16 protein-coding genes are annotated in these 23,622 nt (G+C 37.1%); 10 read left to right on the top strand and 6 right to left on the bottom strand.

The window, feature by feature from the left end; translation table 11 throughout:
• Window positions 1-83: 83 nt before the first annotated feature.
• Complete coding sequence (locus FT993_RS03190) at window positions 84-5,027, bottom strand: GEVED domain-containing protein (RefSeq protein ID WP_147861098.1); 4,944 nt, start codon at window positions 5,025-5,027, stop codon at window positions 84-86.
• A gap of 288 nt (window positions 5,028-5,315) precedes the next feature.
• On the opposite strand from FT993_RS03190, the gene metK reads away from it, so the two are divergent.
• Both metK and FT993_RS03200 read left to right on the top strand, forming a co-directional pair.
• Window positions 5,316-6,572, top strand: a complete 1,257-nt coding sequence (gene metK / locus FT993_RS03195) for a methionine adenosyltransferase (RefSeq protein ID WP_147861099.1) — start codon at window positions 5,316-5,318, stop codon at window positions 6,570-6,572.
• Between the two features lie 174 nt (window positions 6,573-6,746).
• Window positions 6,747-7,394 carry a MarC family protein gene (locus FT993_RS03200; protein WP_147861100.1) on the top strand — a complete coding sequence of 216 codons (648 nt, stop codon included), beginning with the start codon at window positions 6,747-6,749 and terminating at the stop codon, window positions 7,392-7,394.
• Between the two features lie 514 nt (window positions 7,395-7,908).
• On the opposite strand, the gene FT993_RS03205 is transcribed toward FT993_RS03200, so the two are convergent.
• Window positions 7,909-10,044: a Tex family protein gene (locus FT993_RS03205; RefSeq protein WP_147861101.1), complete on the bottom strand. Its 2,136-nt coding sequence runs from the start codon at window positions 10,042-10,044 to the stop codon at window positions 7,909-7,911.
• 139 nt (window positions 10,045-10,183) lie between these two features.
• Between FT993_RS03205 and FT993_RS03210 the strand changes: the two genes are divergently transcribed.
• The 8 genes from FT993_RS03210 to FT993_RS03245 are packed head-to-tail and all read left to right on the top strand — an operon-like array spanning window position 10,184 to window position 17,065.
• Window positions 10,184-11,545, top strand: a complete 1,362-nt coding sequence (locus tag FT993_RS03210) for an acyl-CoA dehydrogenase family protein (RefSeq protein ID WP_147861102.1) — start codon at window positions 10,184-10,186, stop codon at window positions 11,543-11,545.
• A gap of 20 nt (window positions 11,546-11,565) precedes the next feature.
• Window positions 11,566-12,501 (top strand): glyoxylate/hydroxypyruvate reductase A, encoded by a 936-nt coding sequence (locus FT993_RS03215; RefSeq protein WP_147861103.1) that lies wholly within the window; start codon window positions 11,566-11,568, stop codon window positions 12,499-12,501.
• A gap of 44 nt (window positions 12,502-12,545) precedes the next feature.
• A complete protein-coding gene (locus tag FT993_RS03220) occupies window positions 12,546-14,306 on the top strand; it encodes an SLC13 family permease (protein WP_147861104.1) in 1,761 nt (586 codons plus the stop codon).
• 12 nt (window positions 14,307-14,318) lie between these two features.
• Entirely contained in the window at window positions 14,319-14,645 is a 327-nt protein-coding gene (locus FT993_RS03225) for a DUF202 domain-containing protein (RefSeq protein ID WP_147861105.1), read from the top strand.
• On the top strand, window positions 14,645-14,986 hold the full coding sequence (locus tag FT993_RS03230; protein WP_222708297.1) for a DUF6122 family protein: 342 nt from the start codon (window positions 14,645-14,647) through the stop codon (window positions 14,984-14,986). The genes FT993_RS03225 and FT993_RS03230 overlap by 1 nt, the downstream gene beginning before the upstream one ends.
• Window position 14,987: 1 nt before the next feature.
• Window positions 14,988-15,758, top strand: coding sequence for a hypothetical protein (locus FT993_RS03235; RefSeq protein ID WP_147861107.1), 771 nt, complete (start codon window positions 14,988-14,990; stop codon window positions 15,756-15,758).
• Between the two features lie 3 nt (window positions 15,759-15,761).
• The gene (locus tag FT993_RS03240) at window positions 15,762-16,376 is read left to right on the top strand and encodes a deoxynucleoside kinase (protein WP_147861108.1); all 615 of its coding nucleotides are present in this window, start codon (window positions 15,762-15,764) and stop codon (window positions 16,374-16,376) included.
• An 11-nt stretch (window positions 16,377-16,387) separates the two neighbouring features.
• On the top strand, window positions 16,388-17,065 hold the full coding sequence (locus FT993_RS03245) for a sterol desaturase family protein (protein ID WP_147861109.1): 678 nt from the start codon (window positions 16,388-16,390) through the stop codon (window positions 17,063-17,065).
• Window positions 17,066-17,098: 33 nt separating this feature from the next.
• On the opposite strand, the gene FT993_RS03250 is transcribed toward FT993_RS03245, so the two are convergent.
• The 4 genes from FT993_RS03250 to FT993_RS03265 all read right to left on the bottom strand — a co-directional run bounded on the left by FT993_RS03250 (window position 17,099) and on the right by FT993_RS03265 (window position 23,571).
• The gene (locus FT993_RS03250; protein WP_147861110.1) at window positions 17,099-18,106 is read right to left on the bottom strand and encodes a phosphatase domain-containing protein; all 1,008 of its coding nucleotides are present in this window, start codon (window positions 18,104-18,106) and stop codon (window positions 17,099-17,101) included.
• Between the two features lie 30 nt (window positions 18,107-18,136).
• Window positions 18,137-20,374 (bottom strand): sodium-translocating pyrophosphatase, encoded by a 2,238-nt coding sequence (locus tag FT993_RS03255; RefSeq protein ID WP_147861111.1) that lies wholly within the window; start codon window positions 20,372-20,374, stop codon window positions 18,137-18,139.
• Window positions 20,375-20,483: 109 nt separating this feature from the next.
• Window positions 20,484-20,993 (bottom strand): inorganic diphosphatase, encoded by a 510-nt coding sequence (locus FT993_RS03260; protein ID WP_147861112.1) that lies wholly within the window; start codon window positions 20,991-20,993, stop codon window positions 20,484-20,486.
• Window positions 20,994-21,078: 85 nt separating this feature from the next.
• The gene (locus tag FT993_RS03265; RefSeq protein WP_147861113.1) at window positions 21,079-23,571 is read right to left on the bottom strand and encodes a DUF5686 and carboxypeptidase-like regulatory domain-containing protein; all 2,493 of its coding nucleotides are present in this window, start codon (window positions 23,569-23,571) and stop codon (window positions 21,079-21,081) included.
• Window positions 23,572-23,622: the final 51 nt, after the last annotated feature.

Raw genomic sequence — 23,622 nt, forward strand, 5'->3', positions numbered from 1 at the left:
GATAATTTTTGGTAAGTATAGTCAATAAAAAAGCGAGAATCATATGATTCCCGCTTTTATTAATTGCGTTAAAATTAGAAGCCTTATTTTTTAACAAGCTTTAACATAACAGATTGTCCGTTAATCGATACTCGCATAAAATAAGGTCCGCTAGCCAAATTAGAAACCTCTAGTTTACTTTGTTGAGCATTTACCGATTGAGTCATCACTTTCTGACCTAAAAGGTTGTATATCTCAATAGTTTCAATTGGATTGCTGTGATTCACCTGAATGAAATCTTCCATTGGGTTAGGGTAATAAGACAAATCTACCAATAAAGGATTCGAGGTACTCAATTCAGAATGAACAGTAATTTCAACCAAACCACTTTCGCATTGATTGGCAGGTGTCTGGCTTACATAGTACTTACCTTGATCAACCAGAACCTCTGCAGCAGGGTTAGTAATTTCATTAGCGCCAAAAGCATCATAGTACCATTTCAGGTTATCTCCCACTACGCTTAGATCCATAACCGTTTCTCCTGCTACAAACGACTGGTTGGTTTGAGCTGTTGGTAAGCTAGAGTTAGGCAATATACTTACCACCACTTCTAATCTAGCCGTACTTTCACAAGCATCAACTGTTTGAGTAGCATAGTAAGTAGAACCATCTACTAAAGGCATTGCATTATCTAATGGTGTAGTGTTCGTATTGCTATCATACCACTGCAAATTAACACCACTAGCTTGCAAATCACCTACACGAGCTCCCTCACAGAATTGCTGGGTTGCATTTCCTGTTGGTACTCCTGTTGGCTGATTGTTTACGTCTATGGTAATACTCTGTCTAGGCGACTCACATAATACTTGCCCAATCATTACCGCATAGTCGTGTGTTTCTCCAAAAGAACCCTGCGGATCACAAGAATCTGTTGGTAAGCTACCATATCTATCCATTACGCGCATTCTAGTTAATCCACTAGGAGTATTAGCAGGTAAGGTAATACTACCAGTAGTATTATTAGAACCTGAACTTGAGGCAAATAACAGCTCTGTTGCATCATCAAATACACCGTCTTTATTTATATCAATCCAAATTTTCACATAGTTACTTGAGAAATTATGCGTAATACTAAATGGATAATTTCCACCAGGAACCATCGCCCCTATTAAACTAGGATCGCTTGTAAAGTCACCATAACCATTAGCTGAACAACCACTTGCCAAATGAACGATATTAGCAGCTGCCATATCAAAATCATCAATATCATCGCCCGCACCACAATTATTATTAGGCGGAATACAATAAGCTACACCTGCACTTCCAGAACCTCCTTCAATGTAAACTTCTGCCGCATAAAAAGTGGTAGTTGCAGTAACATTAGCAGCAAAATTTGCTCCTACATTAACCACATTACCTCCAGTTGGAGCATCATACCAATATACATCGGTTCCTAAACCGCTAGGCTGACCTACTAAATTTACTACCCCACCTGGCGCACATACTTTTGTTGGACCAGAAATAGTTACACCCATAGCATTACAATCAAACTCTTCGGGGGTAACTGCTAATAAAGCCCCTTCACAACCTAAAACAGTTTGCGAAACATAATAGGTTACTCCGTCAACCATTGCTGTAGTATCTGCAATTGGCATTGTTCCAGCCGCATCACTGTACCAGTTAAAAGAAGTTGCATATTGAGAGCCCTCTATATCTAAATCGGCTAAGGTATCACCTGACGTAAAGAAAGGAGATGCCACATCTGTAGTTGGGGCAGCAATATTATTACAATCAAGACCATTGATATTCAAAGTATAGTTAGTACTTCCGTTTTTAGAACTGATTACAATAAAAATTTGTTCACCTGCATTCACATAGTAATCTTCAATAAGAATGCTATTAGCCCCCTCATTCACATCTCCAGCTAAACAATTGGTTCCAACATCTCCACAACTAGAATAGATAAACATCCCTGTGAAATTATTGGTAATTCCTGTCAATTCAATATCTAATATATCATCATTATTTGGGTCTGCCGTGTATTGGTAAACAACATCACTACCATTTAATATATCTACACCTGGGCAGTTACTTCCTGCATCACCATTGAAATTATCGCCAAAAACACTAGTAGTATTGGTATCTGTATACGGCAGGTTGGTATAATCTAAAGATACATCTCCCGATTGATTAACGGTAGCGGTAACTTCTGTTCTAGGAGACTCACAAATAACCTCCCCTTCGATCACCTTCCAATTGTTAAAGTAATAATAGCTTGTAGAAGGACCTCCAAAGGCATATGCTCCAGTAATTGATCCTGTAGAACCAAGCGTATAAGGGAAGTTTACACCGCTAAAGCTATACATCATTGCCGGACCTGTTGCCAACAACCTGTAGTTACCAGGCGTGGCAGCTGTAAAGTTTAAAGAAAGATCAACAGGCACAGGGTTTGAAGAAGACCCTGCAGGAATATTAATTACTTTTGACTGTAATACTGTACCGTTATCATCGGTTAGCTCAACCGTAAGCGGACCTCCGCTACCAGAAGAATAAACACGTGTACTTAATATCGTTGTAAATTGATTAACAGTAAAAGTAAGTCCTCTTGGTGTAGATGGTGTACTCGAAAAATCATTAGGAGTAACTTTACCTTGGTCTTGGTAAGTACCACCCATAAGCATCACTTCTGATGCCCAATAAGACGTAGTTGAGGTTAACTCTTCTGTTGTAAATTGATTTCCTACTCCAACGATTTGTCCTCCAGTAGCGGCATCGTACCAAAATACTTGAGAACCCGTTCCGCTTGGTGTAGCCGATAATTGCATAACACCCTTACAAGAAACAGTATCGTCTATACTAGAAATAATTGCCAAAGATGTACAATCAATTTCATCAACTGTAATTGGAATTAAAGTACTCTCACAGCCGTTAAAAACTTGAGCTACATAATAGGTTGTTCCATCAACCAAAGTAGTAGTATCGGCAATCGGATTATTTCCTTGAGGATCGCTATACCATGCAAGGGTAGCTGTATTTTTTGTGGTATCTACTTCTAAATCCGCTAAGGTGTCTCCCGCTACAAAATCTTGGAGTGGGTCTGCTACTGGGCTGGCTAAACTGGCACAAGAAAAAGGTATAATATCTAAGGTATAGCCAACTGTTGAAGTTAACCAACTCGATACTACTATAAAATAGTCTTGACCGGCTGTCATTTGAAAATCTTCGATTCCAAAATCATCATCGCTTGGACCAGCCACAGCGCCAGCCACACAGTTAACTCCTAAATCGCCACAGCTTTCATAAACAAAAACCCCTGCATAGTAACCTGACAAGTTGGACATTAAAATATCTACCAACTCGGTATTGGTTGCGGTATATTTATAAATAACATCGTTACCGCTTAGGTAATTTTCAGATCCAGCACCGCAATTTGTGCCGGGGGTACCCTCAAACGGATCTCCATAATTAGCGGTATCATTACTATTGTTATAAGGTAGTGCTGTAACTGCTAAATCACCAGCAGCCGAAACGTTTGCTGTTGCAGCTACACGAGGAGACTCACATTCTAAATCTGCAATAATCACTTGGTAATCGTGTGTTTCTCCGAAAGAACCACCGGCATCACAAGCAGTTGCTCCGCTGCCGAACGAGCCATATTTACCCATCACTCGCATCACTGTTGCCCCGCCAACAGATGCAGGAATCGTAATGCTTCCAGTTGTTGTACTTCCTCCGTTTGGAGAATCAAATAGCATTTCTGACGGATCGAAGTTACCGTCCATATTTAAATCGATATAAATTCTCAAATGATGGCTTGAGAAATTGTGCGTAGCACTAAAATTATAGGTTGCACCAACCGATAAGGTACCTATCAAGCTAGAATCATTTGTGAAATCGCCATAGGCACCTGTTGAACAGCCTGAACCTAAATGATTTATTCCGGCATCATTCATAATAAAGTCATCAATATCATCTGAAGAAGTACAACCTATACTATAAGTAGGCGTACAATAGGTGGGTAAACTAGACCCTCCTGAACTCCCTCCAGAAAAAGCTACTTCCGAGGCATAATAAGTGGTGGTTTGTGTTAGGTACGGAGTAGTAAAACTAGCACCAGCACCAACAAGGTTACCACCTACCGCTGCGTCATACCAAAAAATATCGCTACCGTTACCACTAGCAGTTGCTGTCAAAACGGTACTACCTGCGCAAGTAATAGATCCATCTGTAGTTGAGCTAATCCCTAAATTCAATGGTCCGCAATCAATAGTTGTGGTACCTGAAATAGGACCCACCCAGGCAGAATCACCATTGGTACCACAATTTGCCCGCACATAAAAGTCATAAGTTGTACTATCTGTAAGTCCTGATATGGTAGTATTTGGATTTGTGTTTACCACTACAGTCGTCCCAGCACCTTGAGTAAAACCAGGAGCACCGTATTCCACTTCCCAAGATGAAACCGTTCCTGTTTGACTCCAAGACAAATCTAAAGTTGTATTGGTCTTATTAGAAACTTGAAGATTGTTCGGTGCAATGCAAGTAGGTGCAGTTTGATAATTCACTGTAATGGTCCAGGTGTTGTCATCTACTTTATTATATTGTGTATCACATAGAGACCCTCCATAGGTTCTCCAAGCCTTCATTTCAAAAGTCAAAACATCCCCTCCATTATAAAAACCGTTTGCTATAGCGATATTGGTTCTGTTATAATTTTGAGTCCCTGCCGAGGAACCTGAGCCATTAACAACCGCCTCTTCTATACCATTTATTGCTATTTGGGAGCGTTGCTCGCTCATCCAGCCACCAGAGGCAGCCGTCATATCGTAGGCCACGTCAAATCCGGTTACCTGCCAAGGCCCTCCAGCAGGCAAAGTAATATCTAAAGTCGTGCTAGGCCCTGTACAACTAGCATCGTAACTGCCATAAGAAGTAGGTATATCTCCTAAACTATAAGTAGCAGAAACCGTAGACTGCGCAGAAACGCTTGCTACGCCCAATACCACTAGGCAGAATGTTAAAAAAAAGCTTAAGTAGTTTTTTTTCATAATTATTATTTTTGAATATGTTGATTAAATGGTTTACAAAAACTTAACAAATATATACTTTTTAGGTTTAAATCCTAATTATGTGATAGCTTTTTAAAGCAAATAGATAGAATTTAATTTTCGTAAATAAATCTTAAAAAATTATATTTCTGCAATAGACTTACGTATTTTTCTATCTTTGCTCATGTTAAACAGGGAAAGATTTGACTGATTGCAACCCTTAAAAAATGCTAAAGCAGAAATTCTACTTTAGTGGCGTGACCCAAATCTTTCTAAATTATTTAAAACATGCCTTACTTATTTACTTCTGAAAGTGTTTCTGAAGGACATCCCGATAAAATAGCCGATCAAATTAGCGATACATTGCTAGATAATTTTCTGGCTTTTGATAATTCTTCAAAAGTTGCCTGCGAAACCATGGTAACTACCGGCCAAGTAGTTTTGGCAGGTGAAGTAAAATCAAATACCTATATAGACGTACAACAAATTGCTAGAGAAGTGATAAATGACATAGGATATACCAAAGGAGAATATCGTTTTAGCGGAGATTCTTGCGGAGTTATCTCCTTAATTCATGAACAGTCTCCCGACATCAATCAAGGAGTAGATCGAGCAACTCAAGAGGAACAAGGAGCAGGAGACCAAGGAATGATGTTTGGATATGCTACCAATGAGACTGAAAACTATATGCCTCTAGCATTAGACATCTCACACAAATTGCTTATTGAGTTGGCCAAAATCAGGAGAGAAGGGAAAGAAATGACTTATCTTAGACCCGATTCAAAAAGTCAGGTTACCATAGAATATAGCGATGAAAACGTACCTCAAAAAATTGTAGCTATTGTTTTGTCTACCCAGCACGATGAGTTTGATGAAAATGAGGCTGATATGTTAGCTACGATAAAAAAAGACATTCAAGAAATTTTAATTCCGCGCATAAAAAATCAACTTCCAGAAGGGCTTCAAGATTTATTTACAGATGATATTGTTTACCATATTAACCCTACAGGAAAATTTGTGATTGGTGGGCCGCACGGAGATGCAGGATTAACGGGTAGAAAAATTATTGTTGACACCTACGGCGGAAAAGGCGCCCACGGTGGTGGTGCGTTCTCGGGCAAAGATCCTAGCAAGGTAGATCGAAGTGCCGCTTATGCCGCAAGACATATTGCTAAAAATTTAGTTGCCGCTGGTGTTGCCGATGAAATTTTAGTACAAGTATCCTATGCTATTGGTGTAGCAGAACCTACGTCTATTTTTGTTGACACCTACAAGAGCAGTCATTTAAACATTTCGGATGGAGAAATTGCAAAAAAGGTAGCTCAGATTTTTGATATGCGCCCTGCTGCTATAGAAAAACGTCTTGCACTACGCAACCCTATTTATAGAGAAACCTCTGCATACGGCCATATGGGTAAGACCCCAAGAACAGTTACTAAAGTTTTTGAAAGCCCTTACTCTGGTGTGGTAAAGCACGAAGTTGAACTCTTTACTTGGGAAAAATTAGATTATGTAGATAAAATTAAAGATGTTTTTGAAATATAGGACGCACTTGATATATCACCAACCGCCCTTCTAAATCGTATTTAGAAGGGCGGTTTTTTAACCCTCTTGGATCTCATTTATGGAGTTCATATTTATTTAAATAACACCAAATGCATCTGAATTCTGTTGCTTAATTTTTTTTTGTATTCTTGCAATAAAATTTAACTGGCCGTTATGAGCGATTTACTTGGTTTTGGGTTATTAGCATTTACTTCTTTCTTCACCCTGATTAATCCAATAGGCACCATGCCCGTTTTTATGAGCATGACCTCTGAGCTAGATGCAGAACACCGCAATAAAACGGCGAGAAAAGCAACCATTGCTGCTTTTTTCACTATTGTAGCTTTTGCTTTTTCAGGACAACTTCTTTTTCAATTTTTCGGTATATCGGTAAATAGTTTTCGATTGGTGGGAGGGGTTATTTTCTTTCTTATGGGTATGGACATGCTTCAAGCAAGATTAGCCAGTGTAAAAGTAAAGACCAAATTAGAAAAGAAAAGTTATGTAGAAGATATTTCAATTACCCCACTGGCAATACCTATGATTTCTGGACCAGGATCAATTACCAATGCTATCATAATGATGGAAGACGCTAAAACCATTCAGTCCAAAATTGCCTTAATAGGAGCTATATTCTTGGTTTTATTACTCACCTATTTAATATTGCTTAGTTCTTCTAAAATATTAAAAATACTAGGCAATACAGGAAAAAATGTCTTGATGCGTTTAATGGGGTTAATAGTAATGGTTATTGCAGTAGAATTTTTCTTTAGCGGACTAAAACCCATATTAATAGATATTCTCAATAGTTCGAATTTATAGATTTTTTCAGCTTTTTAAGCGTTAATTACTACTTAGTAACTATAAGTTTATATAAAAAGGTGTATCCGATATTAACTAAACCACTACATATTAGCGGTAGCTCACGCTTAACTTACTATTTATAAGTAGAAATATTTACCTCTCGATCATTTGACACCTTAATAAAAGAGGTTGCTACTACTCTAATAAAAGCAAACACAAAATTAAATTGGAAAGAAAATTCAAGTCTCAGTTACGCAAGCATGTTATTAAATGGTTAATTCATTAATAAATTTAGACACAATTTTAAAAAAATAATAAAATAATGGCGAGATAATAATTGGCTCGATTTATGATGTAGAAATTGAAAAAGTTGACTTTACTAAGTAGACTATAAAAATTTATCTAAACATAAATATTAGTGTTAATTTACTGTCCCGCGTTAAAGCGATATAAAATTATGGTTTTATATTCTTGTTTTATTTGCCATTAGCCAAAATGTTATTCAACAAGTTAAGCTAGTGGGACAGTTTTTTTACTTTTCGTTCAATTTTATTTTTTTGAGTTGTATACGCTTTCGCGGAAGATCTATCTCGAGTACTTTCACCAATATTTGTTCATGTAAGTGTACATATTCATTTACATCACTTACAAATTCATCGGCTAGGTTAGACACGTGAATCAAGCCACTTTCCTTTATTCCTATCGATACAAAACAACCAAAATTGGTAATATTATTTACAATTCCAGGTAAACGCATACCTACTTCTAAATCGGCAATGGTTTTTATATTCTGATTAAAGCTAAAAGCCTTAGCTTTTTCTCTTATATCTCTGCCCGGTTTTTTCATCTCTTCTCTTATGTCTTCGAGGGTTGGTAAACCAAACTTTGTTGTACAATATCGCTCTAAATCAATACTGTTTAATAAGGCATCATTGCCTATCAAATCAACCACCTCAACCCCTTCTTCTTGCGCTATTTTTTTTACCAATTCATATTGCTCTGGGTGTACAGCAGAATCATCTAACGGATTTTCACTTTGCTTCACTCGTAAAAACCCAGCGGCTTGTTGATAAACTTTTGCACCTAAGCGCGGAACTTTTTTAAGGTCTACTCTTTTACCAAATGCACCATGCTCGTGCCTAAACGTCACAATATTTTCGGCTAGTTTTTCACCAATACCCGATACATGTTGCAATAAAGACTTACTCGCCGAATTTAAATTAACTCCAACCGTGTTCACGCAGTGCTCTACCACTCTATCTAAACTCCGCTGCAATTCAATTTGATTTACATCGTGTTGATATTGGCCCACACCAATTGATTTAGGATCAATTTTAACCAGTTCGGCCAAGGGGTCTTGTAGTCTTCTCCCTATAGATATTGCTCCTCTAACCGTAATATCATAATTAGGAAATTCTTCTCTAGCAATCGATGAAGCCGAATAAATGGAAGCACCCGCCTCGCTCACCACAAAAACTTCTATAGGATGTTTAAACTGTATGCGCTTAACCAAAGCTTCGGTTTCTCGCGATGCCGTCCCATCACCAATGGCAATTGCCTCAATTTTATAAGCCTCGCATAAAGTACTTATCTTCTTGATACTTTCTTTGTGTTGTTTTTGTGGCGGATGCGGAAAAATAGTTTCATTATGCATTAAATCGCCTTGTTCATCTATACAAACCAGTTTACAACCTGTTCTAAAACCGGGATCTAGCGCCAAAACTCTTTTTTGCCCCAGTGGCGCACCCAATAACAACTGTTTTAAATTTTTAGCAAAAACACTTATAGCGGTAGCATCTGCTCTTTGCTTAGCTTCTTGAAAAATTTCTTTACTCAAGCTAGGATACATCAAACGTTTATAAGCGTCTTTAATAACATCCTTTAAAAAAGAGGCAGTTTCTCCTTGTGTTTTTATCAATTTACTTTCAAACTTCGCTAATAAATGTTGTTCGTCTATCACCAGTTTTATTCGTATAACACCAGCCTGTTCGGCTCTTGAAATCGCTAAAAATCGATGAGATGGCAGGTTTTTCAATCGCTCTTCCCAATCAAAATAATCCTTATACTTTTGAGCGTTTTCCTCCTCCTTTTTACTGGAAATTACTCGTGCCTTTAAAAAACTAAATTCTTGCAATTGAAAACGCAAATAATTCCGTAAATCAATTCGTTCAGCTATCCACTCGGCAATGATAAACCCCGCCCCAGTGAGCGCGTCCTGACTCGTCTTTACTTGGCTCGAACAGTAAGACTTACTTAAATCACGTAGGTCTGTACGTTTTTGTACCATAATTTGTTTGGCCAGTGGTTCAAGTCCTAAAGCCTTTGCTTCATCGGCTTTGGTTTTTCGCTTTTTCTTATAAGGCAAATACAAATCTTCTAGCCTTGTTAAGTCTTGAGCCTCTTTTATTTGCTTTTTTAAGTCTGTAGTTAGCACCCCATCCGCCTCTAAGCGATTTAAAATAGATTCTCGTCGCTTTTCTAGTGTCAAATAGTCTTCTTGTGCTTTACGGATTTGCTCTAGGTCAACTTCATCTAATTGCTGGGTAAATTCTTTTCTGTACCGAGCGATAAAAGGTATGGTGGCATCTTCAGAAAAAAGTTGTAATGCTTTCTCTATACGTTGACTCTCTAGCTTAGTGTGCTGTTCTATATATTGGATTACTTGCATAAAAGCGAAAGTAGTAAATTATAAGCATTCTTATTTATTTAAAAAAAACGCACTTATCAAATTCTTTTTTATTCGCAATTCTTTAACAGCGAGAGAAAAATTATTTCAATAATTTTAAACTAACTGTAAATTAAACGCTATGACCTTCTTTCAAAAAATAAAACAAACGATTAATCTTTTAAAAGAGGTCGATTTAGATCAATTAACTAAAATACATGATAAAATCGATTTAAAGCAAACCCTAGCAACTTTAGGAAAATTAGATGATCGGCAAATAAAAAATATGCTCAAGTTGTTGCACCACCAGGGCAAACGCGGACAGCATCAATTACCACCTATCGATGGAGATTTTTATAATTTAGATCTCAAACTAACCGATACTCAACGCGATTTACAACTGCGGGTACGACAATTTATGGAAAAGGAAGTTCGCCCTATTGTTAACGATTATTGGAACAAAGCAAAATTCCCTTTTGATATCATCCCTAAATTAGGAGAATTGAATATTACGGGTATTGCCTACGAAGGTTACGGTTGCGCGGCTATGCCTTTTTTAATGGAGGGCATTATCGCCCAAGAAATTGCTCGGGTAGATGTTTCTATTTCTACTTTTTTTGGTGTACATAGCGGATTGGCTATGGGCTCAATATACCTTTGCGGAAGCGAGGCTCAAAAACAAGAATGGTTGCCCAAAATGCAAAAATTAAAAACGATTGGAGCTTTTGGTTTAACCGAACCAAATGTAGGTTCGGCCGTTTCGCAAGGAATGGAAACCACCTGCCGTTTTGATGGAGAGAACTGGATATTAAACGGTCAAAAAAAATGGATTGGTAATGCCACCTTTGCAGATGTTATTGTAATATGGGCAAAAGACATCGACTCAAAGCAGGTGAAAGGATTTTTGGTACGTAAAGAAAACCCTGGCTTTAAAGCCGAAAAGATGGAAGATAAGATGGCTCTGCGCATCGTGCAAAATGCCTTGATCACCTTATCCGATTGCAAAGTTCCCGAGACCGATCGTTTGCAAAAAGCTAACTCTTTTGCCGATACTGCCAAAGTCTTAAAAATGACCCGAGCGGGCGTAGCTTGGCAAGCCGTTGGCTGTGCGCGAGGGGCTTATGAAAGTGCCTTAAAGTATACTAAAAAACGTGAACAATTTAGCAAACCTATAGCCAGTTTTCAACTTGTTCAAAATCATTTGGTAGAAATGCTATCCAATTTAACCGCTATGCAAACCATGGTTTTTCGCTTGTCTGAATTACAAGACGAAGGAATTTTAACCGATGAGCACGCCTCCTTAGCCAAGGTGTTTTGCAGTTTGCGCACCCGTGATGTGGTAAGCCGCGCACGAGAAGTACTAGGCGGCAATGGAATATTGCTCGAGCATGATGTGGCACGTTTTGTAGCCGATGCCGAAGCAATTTATAGCTATGAAGGAACCAAAGAAATCAATACATTAATCGTTGGTAGAGCTATAACAGGTTATAGTGCGTTTGTTTAATCCATAAAAAACACCTTAAAATGAATAACAAAATTGTTGTCATCGCTCCAGGAAGAAATTTAGACCAATGGGTTCAAGCCTTAAAGGATGAAAATAAGAATTTGACCATAGAAATTTATCCAAATGATACCCAGCGAGAAAAAACCGAATTTATATTAACCTGGCAGCCTCCAGCAGGAGTTTTTGACCAATACCCTAATTTAAAAGTAATCGCCTCTATGGGGGCGGGTGTACATCATATTTTTGCTCAAAACACCATAAAAGAGCATATACAAGTCACAAAAATTGAACACCCGCGTTTAGCAACCGATTTGAGTCAGTTTGTGCTATCGATTTGCTTGATGCACATTCGTGACTTATATGCTTATTTTAAGCTTCAACAAAAAAAGAAATGGAAACCTATTGCTTACAAACGCCCTAAAGATACTGTTGTAGGTATATTAGGTTTTGGAAAAATTGGTCAATCGGTGGGGGAGCTTTTGGTTAAAAATAATTTTCAGGTTTTAGGCTATTCTTCTACCGCAAAAACACACGAAAATATTACCACCTACCATTCTGAACAACAACTGCCTCAATTTTTGCAGTCTTGTGATATCTTAGTGTGTCTTCTACCCTTAACATCTAAAACCCGTGGTATTCTCAATAGCACGCTTTTTAATCAGCTTAAGCCTGGTTGTTATTTAATAAATGTAGGACGTGGTGCGCACTTGAAAGAAAACGACTTATTAGAAGCTTTACAAAATGGACAATTATGTGGAGCCAGCATTGATGTATTTTCAGAAGAGCCTCTGCCCCAAAATCATGCTTTTTGGGAAAACGAACATATTCAAATTACACCGCATATGGCTAGTGCTACCGACCCTAAGGTGGTAAGCCAGCAAATTGTATCTAATTTAGAACGATTGCATCAAGGTAAAGCAATGAAAAACCGAATTGATCAAAATCGAGAATATTAAAAATTATGTTTTAACTTTATAAACCTTCATAAAGAAAAGGCTTTATGTATTTAACCATCACCTTTATAATAATAGGCATAGGCATCTTTCTTTTTGTGAAAGACTACTTTAGTATAGATACTACTTCTATACTCATAATGTCTTTGTTTATTGTTTCTGGTGTACTAAACCCCGAAGAAGGTTTTGCCGGCTTTAACCATCCCGCCACTATAACCTTAGGCTGTATGTTTGTGCTTAGCGCTGCCGTGTTTAAATCGGGTATTATTAACGGATTAAGCTCAAAAATTGTAAAAATAGCGCGGGTAAACTACGTACTGGCTTTAATTGTTTTTTGCCTTACGGCGGCTGTTTTTTCTGCCTTTATAAATGATACGGCTGTGGTCGCTATGTTAATTCCTATGGCGCTAATGGTATCGCGAGAAACCGGTATTGCGCCTTCGCGTTTGCTTATTCCTATTTCATTTTCGGCTCTGTTTGGAGGCACTTGTACGCTAATAGGTACATCTACCAATATTTTGGTTAGTAGTTATGCTCAAGAATTAGGCAGTACTGGATTTAAGATGTTTGAATTTTCACTTGCGGCTTTGGGTATTACAGCAGCTGGACTCATTTATATTTTTATCGTAGCTCCCTTGATTCTGCCTAAACGCATAAAAAAATCTGAAACCCTACAACATGAAGCCGAGGATTATATGGCAGAAATCGAAATTTTACCCAAAAATCCAGACATCAATAAAGCTATCGGTAAAAGCTTTTTGATTAGTGATTTACAAGTGCAAATTTTAATGATAAAGCGAAACCATCTTCGGTTTTATGAGTTTAATGAAGAAACTATTTTACGAGAAGGAGACGTGCTCAAGGTACTTATGAATCCAAGCAAAACCAGTAAAATAAGAGAAAGTAAATACTATAAGTTTAGCGGTATAGGAGAAATTAGCGAAGACGATAGTGAAAAGCGCATCTTTGAGGTAATGATTCCTCACGGTTCTTCACTATCAGGAAAAACTTTAGCGAAAACCAAATTTAGAAACAACTATTATGCTTCGGTTTTGGCTATTAGGCAACGCAAAGAGACCATTACTAAAAACGTGGCTAACGTTTCTCTTAAAGAGGGAGATATGCTGCTTATTTATACAGCACGCCATAATATACAAGCTTTAACACGCAACAAAATGCTTGTGGCTTTATCTGAATATGAAGACCGTAAAATAAATTATAAAAAGGCTATACCGGCAATTCTCATTTTAATGGGTGTAATTTTGGCCGCCGCTTTTAATATTACTTCAATACTCATAAGCGCCTTGGTAGGGAGTTTACTTATTGTGACCACCGCTATACTTAAGCCTAATGAAGCTTATAAAGCAATAGAATGGAAAGTGATTTTTATGGTCGCCGGAGTTTTATCTATGGGTAAAGCCTTAGAAAAAACCGGTGGCTCAGAGCTAATATCTAATTTTCTTTTTGAAAATTTAGGCGGCCTACCTCCACAAATTATGTTAAGCTTCATATTTCTATTTACCTTTCTAGCAACCAATGTATTATCAAGTAAAGCTACCGCTGTGCTAATGACCCCAATTGTGATAGAGTTTGCTCAAATTTTGCAGGTAAGCGAAAAACCTTTTTTAATTGCGGTTATGTTTGCTTGTTCGCTCACCTTTATGACACCCGTAAGTTACCCTACCAACACCATGGTTTACGCTCCAGGTAATTATAAATTTACCGATTATTTAAAAATAGGCACCCCACTTAATCTTGTTGTCTGGATTGCTGCCTCTATTATCATACCTTTGTTCTTTCCCTTTTAAAGTCTGACCATCATGAAAAAGAGATTAAAACTACATAACCCATTTAAACCACGCATAACCGATGAGAAAAACTTGCGCGAACATTTGGCGCTTGAAAGAACCAAACTTGCCAATGAGCGCACTTTGCTTTCTTACATTAGAGCTTCCCTTTACCTACTGTTAGGCGGTATAGCCCTGCTGCAAGTAAAAGAATACACAAATTTAAAAATCATTGGGTATATCGCACTGTTTATTTGCGTGGTATTTTTATTGATTGGTATTGGCCGTTATATATCATTAGAGCGAAGACTCAACGATTTACTTTTACCTGATGAAGACGATATAGAAAAGCCAGATTGATGCAAACTTTCACCCACTACTTTTTACATTTTGGTTTTATTTTTTTCATTGCTTTTCTAATCGATAGAAATAACATCAAGCAAAATTATTTGATTTTATTAGCTAGTATGTTAGTCGATTTAGATCACCTGCTAGCCAATCCTATTTTTGACCCTAATCGCTGTAGTATTAACTTTCATATATTACATACCTATTGGGCTTGGGGATTGTACTTTTTAGTAGCTATTTTAGCAAAAAATAAAATGATAAAAACCTTTGCAATTGGATTAAGCTTTCATCTATTTACAGATGCTATCGACTGTTTATGGAGCTATAATTGGGATTTTAAAGTACTTTTGTAAGATGAAACTATTCTTATTTTTCTTTATTATTAGCGTCAATCTACTTCAAGCACAAACACAAGAAGGTACTATATTAAATACGCTTAAAGCGGATAAGTTTGTAGGAGTAGATGTATTCGGTCGGTATTATTTTATAAAAGACCAAGTTTTTTACAAGAAAACCCAAAATGATTTAAAACAGTATACCAACCTGAATTTAGGAAATTTAAGCCTTGTTGATATCAGCAATCCGCTACGCATTAGCTTATTTTATCAAGACTTCAACACGGTGGTCATACTAGACAATCAATTGAATCCCATTACAAAAATTAACTTTAACAATTTAACCCCTTTACGGATTTTAAAGGCCGCTTACACCGCTCAAAACAATAGTTTATGGCTGGTAAATACTGAACAAGGTATACTCGATTTTTTTAATTTTCCACAGCAAAAAACCTTGTACCAGTCGCCTCCTGTTTTATCAAACGAGGCTTTTCACGCTTCAAACTTAACCCACTTTTTTGAAGCTCAAGAAAATAAAATCCGGGTTTTTAATATCTATGGAAATATCACCCAGGAATTTTATTTTAAAGGTGCCGAGCAACTTGTGGCAACAGCCAATCATTTGTATGTTTACGCCGAAGGTAATTTCTATCGTCTCAACTTAAACTCTAATGAGGTTTTAAAACTTGATATTTATGAAAATGACGTTAAAGATTTTTATGTGAGTAAGGAAAACCTTTATATTTACAAGCAAAACAAACTAATTTATTACCAAATCAACACAAACTAATCTATGCACGTAGCCATAGCCGGAAATATAGGCGCGGGAAAAACAACCCTAACCAGACTCTTAGCTAAACACTTTAATTGGGAAGCGCAATTTGAAGACGTATTAGAAAATCCGTATTTAGAAGATTTCTACAATCAAATGGAGCGCTGGTCATTTAATTTACAAGTTTATTTCTTGAACTCGCGCTTCAGACAAATATTAGATATCCGCAAAAGCGGAAAAGACATTATTCAAGATCGAACCATCTATGAAGATGCCTTTATTTTTGCTCCCAATTTACACGCAATGGGACTTATGACCAATCGTGATTTCAACAACTATAGTTCATTATTTAACTTAATGGAGCGCGTTACTGAAGCACCAGATCTTTTGATTTATTTGCGTAGCAGTATACCCAATCTTGTTGCACAAATTCATAAACGCGGAAGAGATTATGAAAGTAGCATCTCTATTGATTATTTAAGCCGACTTAATGAACGTTATGAAGCTTGGATTGCGACTTATGACAAAGGCAATTTATTGGTTATTGATGTTGATAATATTAATTTTGTAGACAACCCTGAAGATCTTGGAGAAATTATTAATAAAATAGATGCAGAAATTAACGGACTCTTTTAAAAATCAGCCATATGGAATCGACAAAACTAAAAAGGCCTAAACACAAGGGCTCTCCTAAATTATTCAAGAATCCTATTTTAGAAAAATTAACGCACACCCATATTTCTTTGCCCTTGATTATCTTTTCGGTAATTTCTGCGGCACTAATATATTATGGAATTGTAGAGAAAGGGTTTGAAACCCCTACAATGGTTTTATTGTTCTTTGCAGGATTATTCTTTTTTACATTTATTGAGTATATCATGCACCGTTACTTATATCATATTCCTGCTACAAGCGAACGTAAGAAGAAAATTAGTTATACCATGCATGGTGTGCATCATGACTACCCAAAAGATAAGTCTAGGTTGGCCATGCCGCCCGTTTTAAGCTTGATTATTGCTACCGTACTCTTTATTGTGTACCGCGTGTTTTTAGGTGAATTTGTTTTTGGTTTTTTAGCTGGTTTTTTAATGGGATATGCTGCTTATCTAGCGGTACATTATTCGGTTCATGCTTTTAAGGTACCCAATAACTTTTTAAAGGTTTTATGGCACCATCACAGCATTCATCACTACCGTGAGCCAGACCGAGCTTTTGGAGTGTCTTCTACCCTTTGGGATCATATTTTTGGCACTATGCCCAGAAAGGATATTAAGGCTAAAAGAAAACAAAAAACCAATGTTTATATAGACCCAGAAACAACCTAATTTCATTGAGAAATTACCTTATAGGGCTTAATTTTATTGAATTAAGCCCATTTTTTTTGCCGCTGTAATAGCTTCTTCTCCATTTGAGAAAAAGACCACAGGAGTGGTTTTAAATTTACTTACAATACGACTGGCGAGCCTCATTTTAGATTTACTTTTTACTCGTCTTAACAGTATGGCCGTTATCCTATCAGGATATACCTGTGCTATTTCAGTGTAAATACTAGGATCATGCTCTCCACTGTCACCAATAAGAACAAAGGTTTTATCTTGAAATGCGTTTAAGATGCGTAAAATTTCTTTTTGTTTATGCGGTTTTTCTTGGTTAAACATTTGCCGCCATAGGTTAGGAAAATCACGTAATAACAATACCCCTTTGGGGAATTTATGAATGCGTAAAAAAACTTGTAAGTAACTATATAAATTAAATGGACTATTACTTAAATAGAAAAATGGTCGATCTACATCAGTAGATTGGGCTCGTAAAGCTTGATAAAACTTACTTGCAGAGTTAATAGGAACTCTTTCTTCTGCTAGGGTAAAAATAGAATTTTTAATTAGCTCCCATTTAAAAAAGGAGTTCACCCCCGTATGAATAAGTGTGTCGTCTATATCACTAATAATCCCATAATCAAAATTAGAATTAGGCTGAAAAAACCAACATTTTTTCTCTTGAGCAAGTTTTTGGTACTCGCATTGTATTTTATAAGGCAGCCATTTTGTTTGCTTTTCTTTTGCTTCTTCCCACAGCATTTGAACTTCAAAATAATAGTATCCTTCGCTATTGGTTAAACAACAAGCTACAGGTTTCCCATTAAACCAAAGCGTTACTTGAACATTTTCTACTTCATAGGTATTAAAATTGGCAAAACTAGCTTGCCAGGCATAAGGTGAATTATCTGTTTTACTATTTCTTGGTTTATGATTTAAAACTCTTCCCGTCACCCTTAAGCCATCCGCGAAAGCATAACCTGAAAACGACTGAATATACAAGTGATCGACTTGTTTAGACAACCGAAGAAATTTAAGAAATTGTTTCAAAGTAAAATATTTTAAAACGCAAATTGACGCCTAATTGGATTTTGTTTTTACCAAAATAATATTTTCATTTTGATTGTTCAAGTTTTTGTCTAATTGAGCCTTACGCGGCTCTTCATGCTGCACTTCGGCAATTAGAGGTGCCAAAACTAAACCTACAAGACATGTAAGTTTAATAAGAATGTTCATACTAGGGCCAGAAGTATCTTTAAAAGGATCGCCTACCGTGTCTCCTGTCACGGACGCTTTATGTGCATCGCTGCCTTTATACATTTTTTTACCATCAATAAGCACTCCTGCCTCAAAAGATTTTTTAGCATTATCCCAGGCTCCACCCGCATTATTTTGAAAAATAGCCCACATTACTCCTGAAACACAAACCCCTGCCATATAACCCCCAAGCGGCTCTGCTCCCAGCCATAAACCAATAAGTATAGGGGTTATGAGTGTTAAAACCCCTGGTAAAATCATTTCTTTTAGAGCCGCTTGCGTAGATATAGCGACGCATTTTGCGTGTTCGGGTTCGGCTGTACCTTCTAAAATTCCTGGTATTTCTCTAAACTGTCTTCTCACCTCTTTTACCATCTGCATGGCCGCTTTCCCTACCGACTCCATAGCTAGTGCCGAAAAAACTACAGGCACCATACCGCCTACAAACAAAGTGGCTAAAACATCTGCTTTAAAAATATTAATACCCTGAATACCTGTAAAGGTGACATATGCCGCAAAAAGAGCCAGGGCAGTTAAGGCAGCCGAAGCAATTGCAAAACCTTTACCTACTGCAGCAGTTGTGTTTCCTACAGAGTCTAAAATATCTGTTCTTTCTCTCACTTGTGCTGGTAATTGGCTCATTTCAGCTACTCCTCCAGCGTTATCGGCAATGGGTCCGAATGCATCGATAGCCAACTGCATAGCCGTTGTTGCCATCATTGCCGAAGCGGCTAGAGCAACACCATAGAATCCCGCAAGCGCATAAGAGCCAAAAATAGCCACCGCAAAAAGCAAAACGGAAGCAAAAGTAGATTTCATCCCAACCGCCAAACCTGCAATGATATTAGTGGCTGCGCCTGTAGAACTATTTTTCACGATACTCATAACTGGCTTTTTACCCAGGCTGGTATAATATGCCGTAACCACCGAGATAAGTGCTCCTACTGCCAGCCCAATTACTGCTGCCCAAAAAACATGCGTTGCAGGTATGCGTTGCATTCCCTTACCAAAAAACAACATTTCAAGCGTTTCGGGAAGCATCCAATCTATCAAAAACCAAGTAGCAAGTAACGTAATACCTATAGCTATCCAATTGCCACGGTCTAAAGCGGCTTGAACTTGGGGTTCTTTGGCTTTGTTGCTGTTAATTCTTACAACGAAAGTTGCTAAAATCGTGGCAAGAATACCAACCCCTGCAATTAGTAGCGGCAGTAAAATAGGCCTCATATTACCAAAATCGTCTGTAAAGCTTGTAGAGATAGACATATCTCGAATCAAATAGTTACCCAATACCATAGCCGCTAAAACGGTAGCTACATAGCTACCAAATAAGTCGGCACCCATACCTGCCACATCTCCTACGTTATCGCCAACATTATCGGCAATTGTAGCCGGATTTCTTGGGTCATCTTCGGGAATTCCAGCTTCAACTTTCCCAACTAAATCGGCACCTACATCGGCTGCTTTAGTATAAATACCACCGCCAACTCGTGCGAATAATGCTATAGACTCGGCACCTAAAGAAAAACCTGCTAAGGTTTCCAAAATAAGGGTCATATCATAGTAGAAACTAATTGTATCTCCTAAAAATTGATTGATAAAAAAAAGAAATAACAAACTTAGTCCCAAGACGGCTAAGCCTGCTACCCCTAACCCCATAACTGTACCTCCATTAAACGAAATTTGTAAAGCTTTAGGCAAACTTGTTTTGGCTGCTTCGGCGGTTCTAGAATTGGCTTCTGTCGCTATACGCATTCCAATATTTCCTGCTAGTGCCGAAAAAAAAGCTCCTAAAATAAAAGCGGGAACAATCATCCAATGAGTTGAACTTACTTGAGTGGAAACAAAAAATAAGGCCGCTGCGGCAATTATCACAAAAACAAACAATAGGCGGTACTCTGCGTGAAGAAAAGCCAAAGCTCCTGCTTTAATATTTTTAGAAATGCGCTGCATGCTTGCATCGCCTTGTGCTTGTTTCTTTACCCATATTGCTTTTATTAGCATAAAAACAATACCTAAAACGGCGCATAAAATAGGTAGATAAAAGACCAAAGATTTCATAAATTATTGATTTTTAATTTACTAAATCTAAGTTTTTCTTTTTAATTAATAACAAAAAAAGCAGCACTTTTTACAAAATGCTGCTTTTCTAATAATTTAAAGCATATCGTTATTTAATACTTACTTCGGCCGTTGGCACGTCACTTTCTTTAAATCTTTCTACACATTTACGTACAATTTCTTTTGCTTCTTGAGCATCTCCCCAACCACCTACATCAACTTTCTTCTCTTCTAAATCTTTATACACACGGAAAAAATGCTCAATCTCTTTTATTAAGTGAGGATTTAAACCAGAAAGATCATCTACTTTATTTGCTATAGGGTCACTAACTGGGACACATATAATTTTTTCATCTGGACCTTTTTCATCGGCCATATGAAAAACACCAATAGGAGCAACTTCCATTACGCAGCCTGGAAAAGTAGGCTCGGTAACCAATACTAAAACATCTAATGGGTCCCCGTCTAATGCTAATGTTTCAGGAACAAAACCGTAATCTGCAGGATACATCATTGATGAAAATATCATTCTGTCATAACGAATTTTCTTTAACTCAAAATCGTATTCATATTTATTTCTGCTCCCTTTTGGGATTTCAATCAATACATCAAAGGTCATTTTTCGTTTATTTTAAAAATTAGATTTATTTCAAAAAATTCAAGATTGCAAATTTAAGAAATATAACTCGTTCTGTAGTACTTTTTTAGAAATAAAAACCGAAGGCTCCCGTAACTCCAAAAGAGCGTGCTCCTGGGTTCTGAAAATAGTTTCCACGGAAATGAAAATCGATTCGAAAGATCTTAAAAATATTACCGATACCCGCACTCCAAGACCAGTAAGGATCTTGATCTGGAGCCAGTAAAATAGGATTAGAAGTACTGGCGTTTAAATCTCGATTGGCTTGCGATAGTGTGCCATAAACTCCTCGAACACTAATAATTTCTCTCAGGTTCCAGTCGCGCACCACAGGAATTCGGCTAAATAATCTACCGTTAAAGTTATGCTCGATGTGCAAACTCGCATATTCATCGGTTACAAACTCATAGAAATCTAGTAGTGGAAAACTGCCGTAAATAGAAAATAAGGTTTGATTCCCAGGCACCACATTAAGTAAACTCAACGGTACCTCACCATAAGTTTTACCAGTTTCTAAAGTTGTAGTTAGCTTGCCAAAGCCTCCTAACTGCCAAGGATGTCTATAATAAAACTGCAATTTCTTATAATCAAAATCGCTGAAAAGTACATCTTTTATACCCAGAGAATAATTTAAAAACAAGTCAGGATAATCCCCATCATTTACTACTATTCGTTCTACACCATAACCTGTAGTTTTACGTTTAGGGGTGTATTTTAGCATGGTTGAAAATTGGGCTTGACGTGTTTTATTTTCAATTTGTGTTCTGGCTTTATCCGTAAAGTAAGCTAAACTAAATTGATTTGATGCCGATTCGAGCGTACGAAAAGATCCGCCAAAGCGAACATTAAAATTTTTAAAAGGCTCAAAAGAGAGTGCGGCCGTAGTTAGATTGATGTTGGTTAAACTAGTATTGGCTCCTATTGTAATTAACGACGAAGAAGCCAAGCTACGCCCCAAAACATCATTAGTATTGGTAAGGCTCGCCCCCAGTTGTTCTACGTCTCGCCGGTTACCACCCGAAATTATAAGCCGCATTTTTTTATCAAGCAACCACTTTCCCGAAATACCATACTTAAATTTGTTATCTTTTAATCCGTAAGCTGTGTAACCTTCGATTCGCCAAGGGTCGTTCCTACCAAAATAGGTACGCCCGCCTACACGCAATCGCAAGCCTTCAACATCATTATAGCCAAAGGTTGAAAAAATGGGACCAAAATCAAAATTATCAAATTCAACATACCCTGAGGCCAAAATAGAACCCACATTATACAATCGCTGAAAAGCTTTTACGGTTTTAAGCGTATCTAACATTACATATACTTGACGCTCATCTTTGTTTAATTCTTCCAAACGATTGTTTTCCCAGAAGGTAGATTCACGATTGTAAACGTGATCGTTATAGTATTGCGGCTGGTATTTATAAAATTGTGCTCCTTTCTCTTGGTCAAAAACATACTCGTCATACAATGTGGTCCGCTTGCCATAAATGCCTCGTGATTCTTGTTTTTTATTCAAGGAGAAGTCAGACATAAAATGATCTCTAGTAATCAAGAATACAGAATCATTCAACACCTTAAAATCTTGCTCAATATAAATTTCTTTAACCCAATTTATATTAGCGCTTTTGGTTACCTGTAACTTGATATTTTTAATCGCCCAAGTAGTATCGTTTACCCAAAAATCACCTTTAAAAGTAAGTTCATTTTTTCTTCTAGGATAATAGACAATTTTGTAACACCACTTATTATCTACAAAGGCACTATCGGCCAAGACGTAATTATAGTTATCAATACCCGTTGTGCTTAGCGGACTAACAAAGCTTTTATCGAAAAATTTAAGGTAATTATCATAAACATCATACTCGGCATACAAATCTTTAACAAAGGCAATTAAGGTTTGGTTATCGCTAAAACCAGAATTTTTATTGCCAAGCAAAATTTCTTTTTCTTTGTTTAATTTATTATCCCCATAAACGCGATACACGGCCTCATTTAAAAAAATTGGCAAATAGGTTTTACCAGTTACCGCATTGGTGTCTGTTTCTTTAAAGATAAACTCCATACCTTTAAAAATTGGACTTTTAATCAAGTTGCTATCAATAGTATTTAGATCAAATTCTTGTTTTTCGTATTTTTTGTATTGGTATTGATCAAAAAGTTTAACGCCATTTTTACGTTTATTGGCCCATATTTTACGTAAGATATCAATTGCAGGATTGTTCTTTTTTGAGGTTTTTCCTTGATAAATGACCACTTCAGATAGTGCACTGGCCTCCTCCTTTAATACTATATCTAGCTTGTAATTTACTGCGTTTTTTAGGCTTATCGATTTAGTTTCGAATCCTACGAAAGAAAACTCTACGCTCGTATAGGTGTTTTCAGATTGCAAATAAAAAGTGCCATCATCATTGGTTATGGTACCCTCACTAGAATCTGTAAAAACAACATTTACAAAGGGTATAGGCTCTCCATGTTCATCGGTTACCTTACCCCCTACTTTTGTTTGTGCATAAGTAAAAAAAGTACACAAACAGCATATAAAAACTGTGATTTTAGACATAAAAAAACTTCATCTTTTAAAGATGAAGTTTCAAATATAAATCTATAATTT

The sequence above is a fragment of the Mesonia sp. HuA40 genome (assembly GCF_008017835.1).
Taxonomy (GTDB): Bacteria; Bacteroidota; Bacteroidia; order Flavobacteriales; family Flavobacteriaceae; genus Mesonia.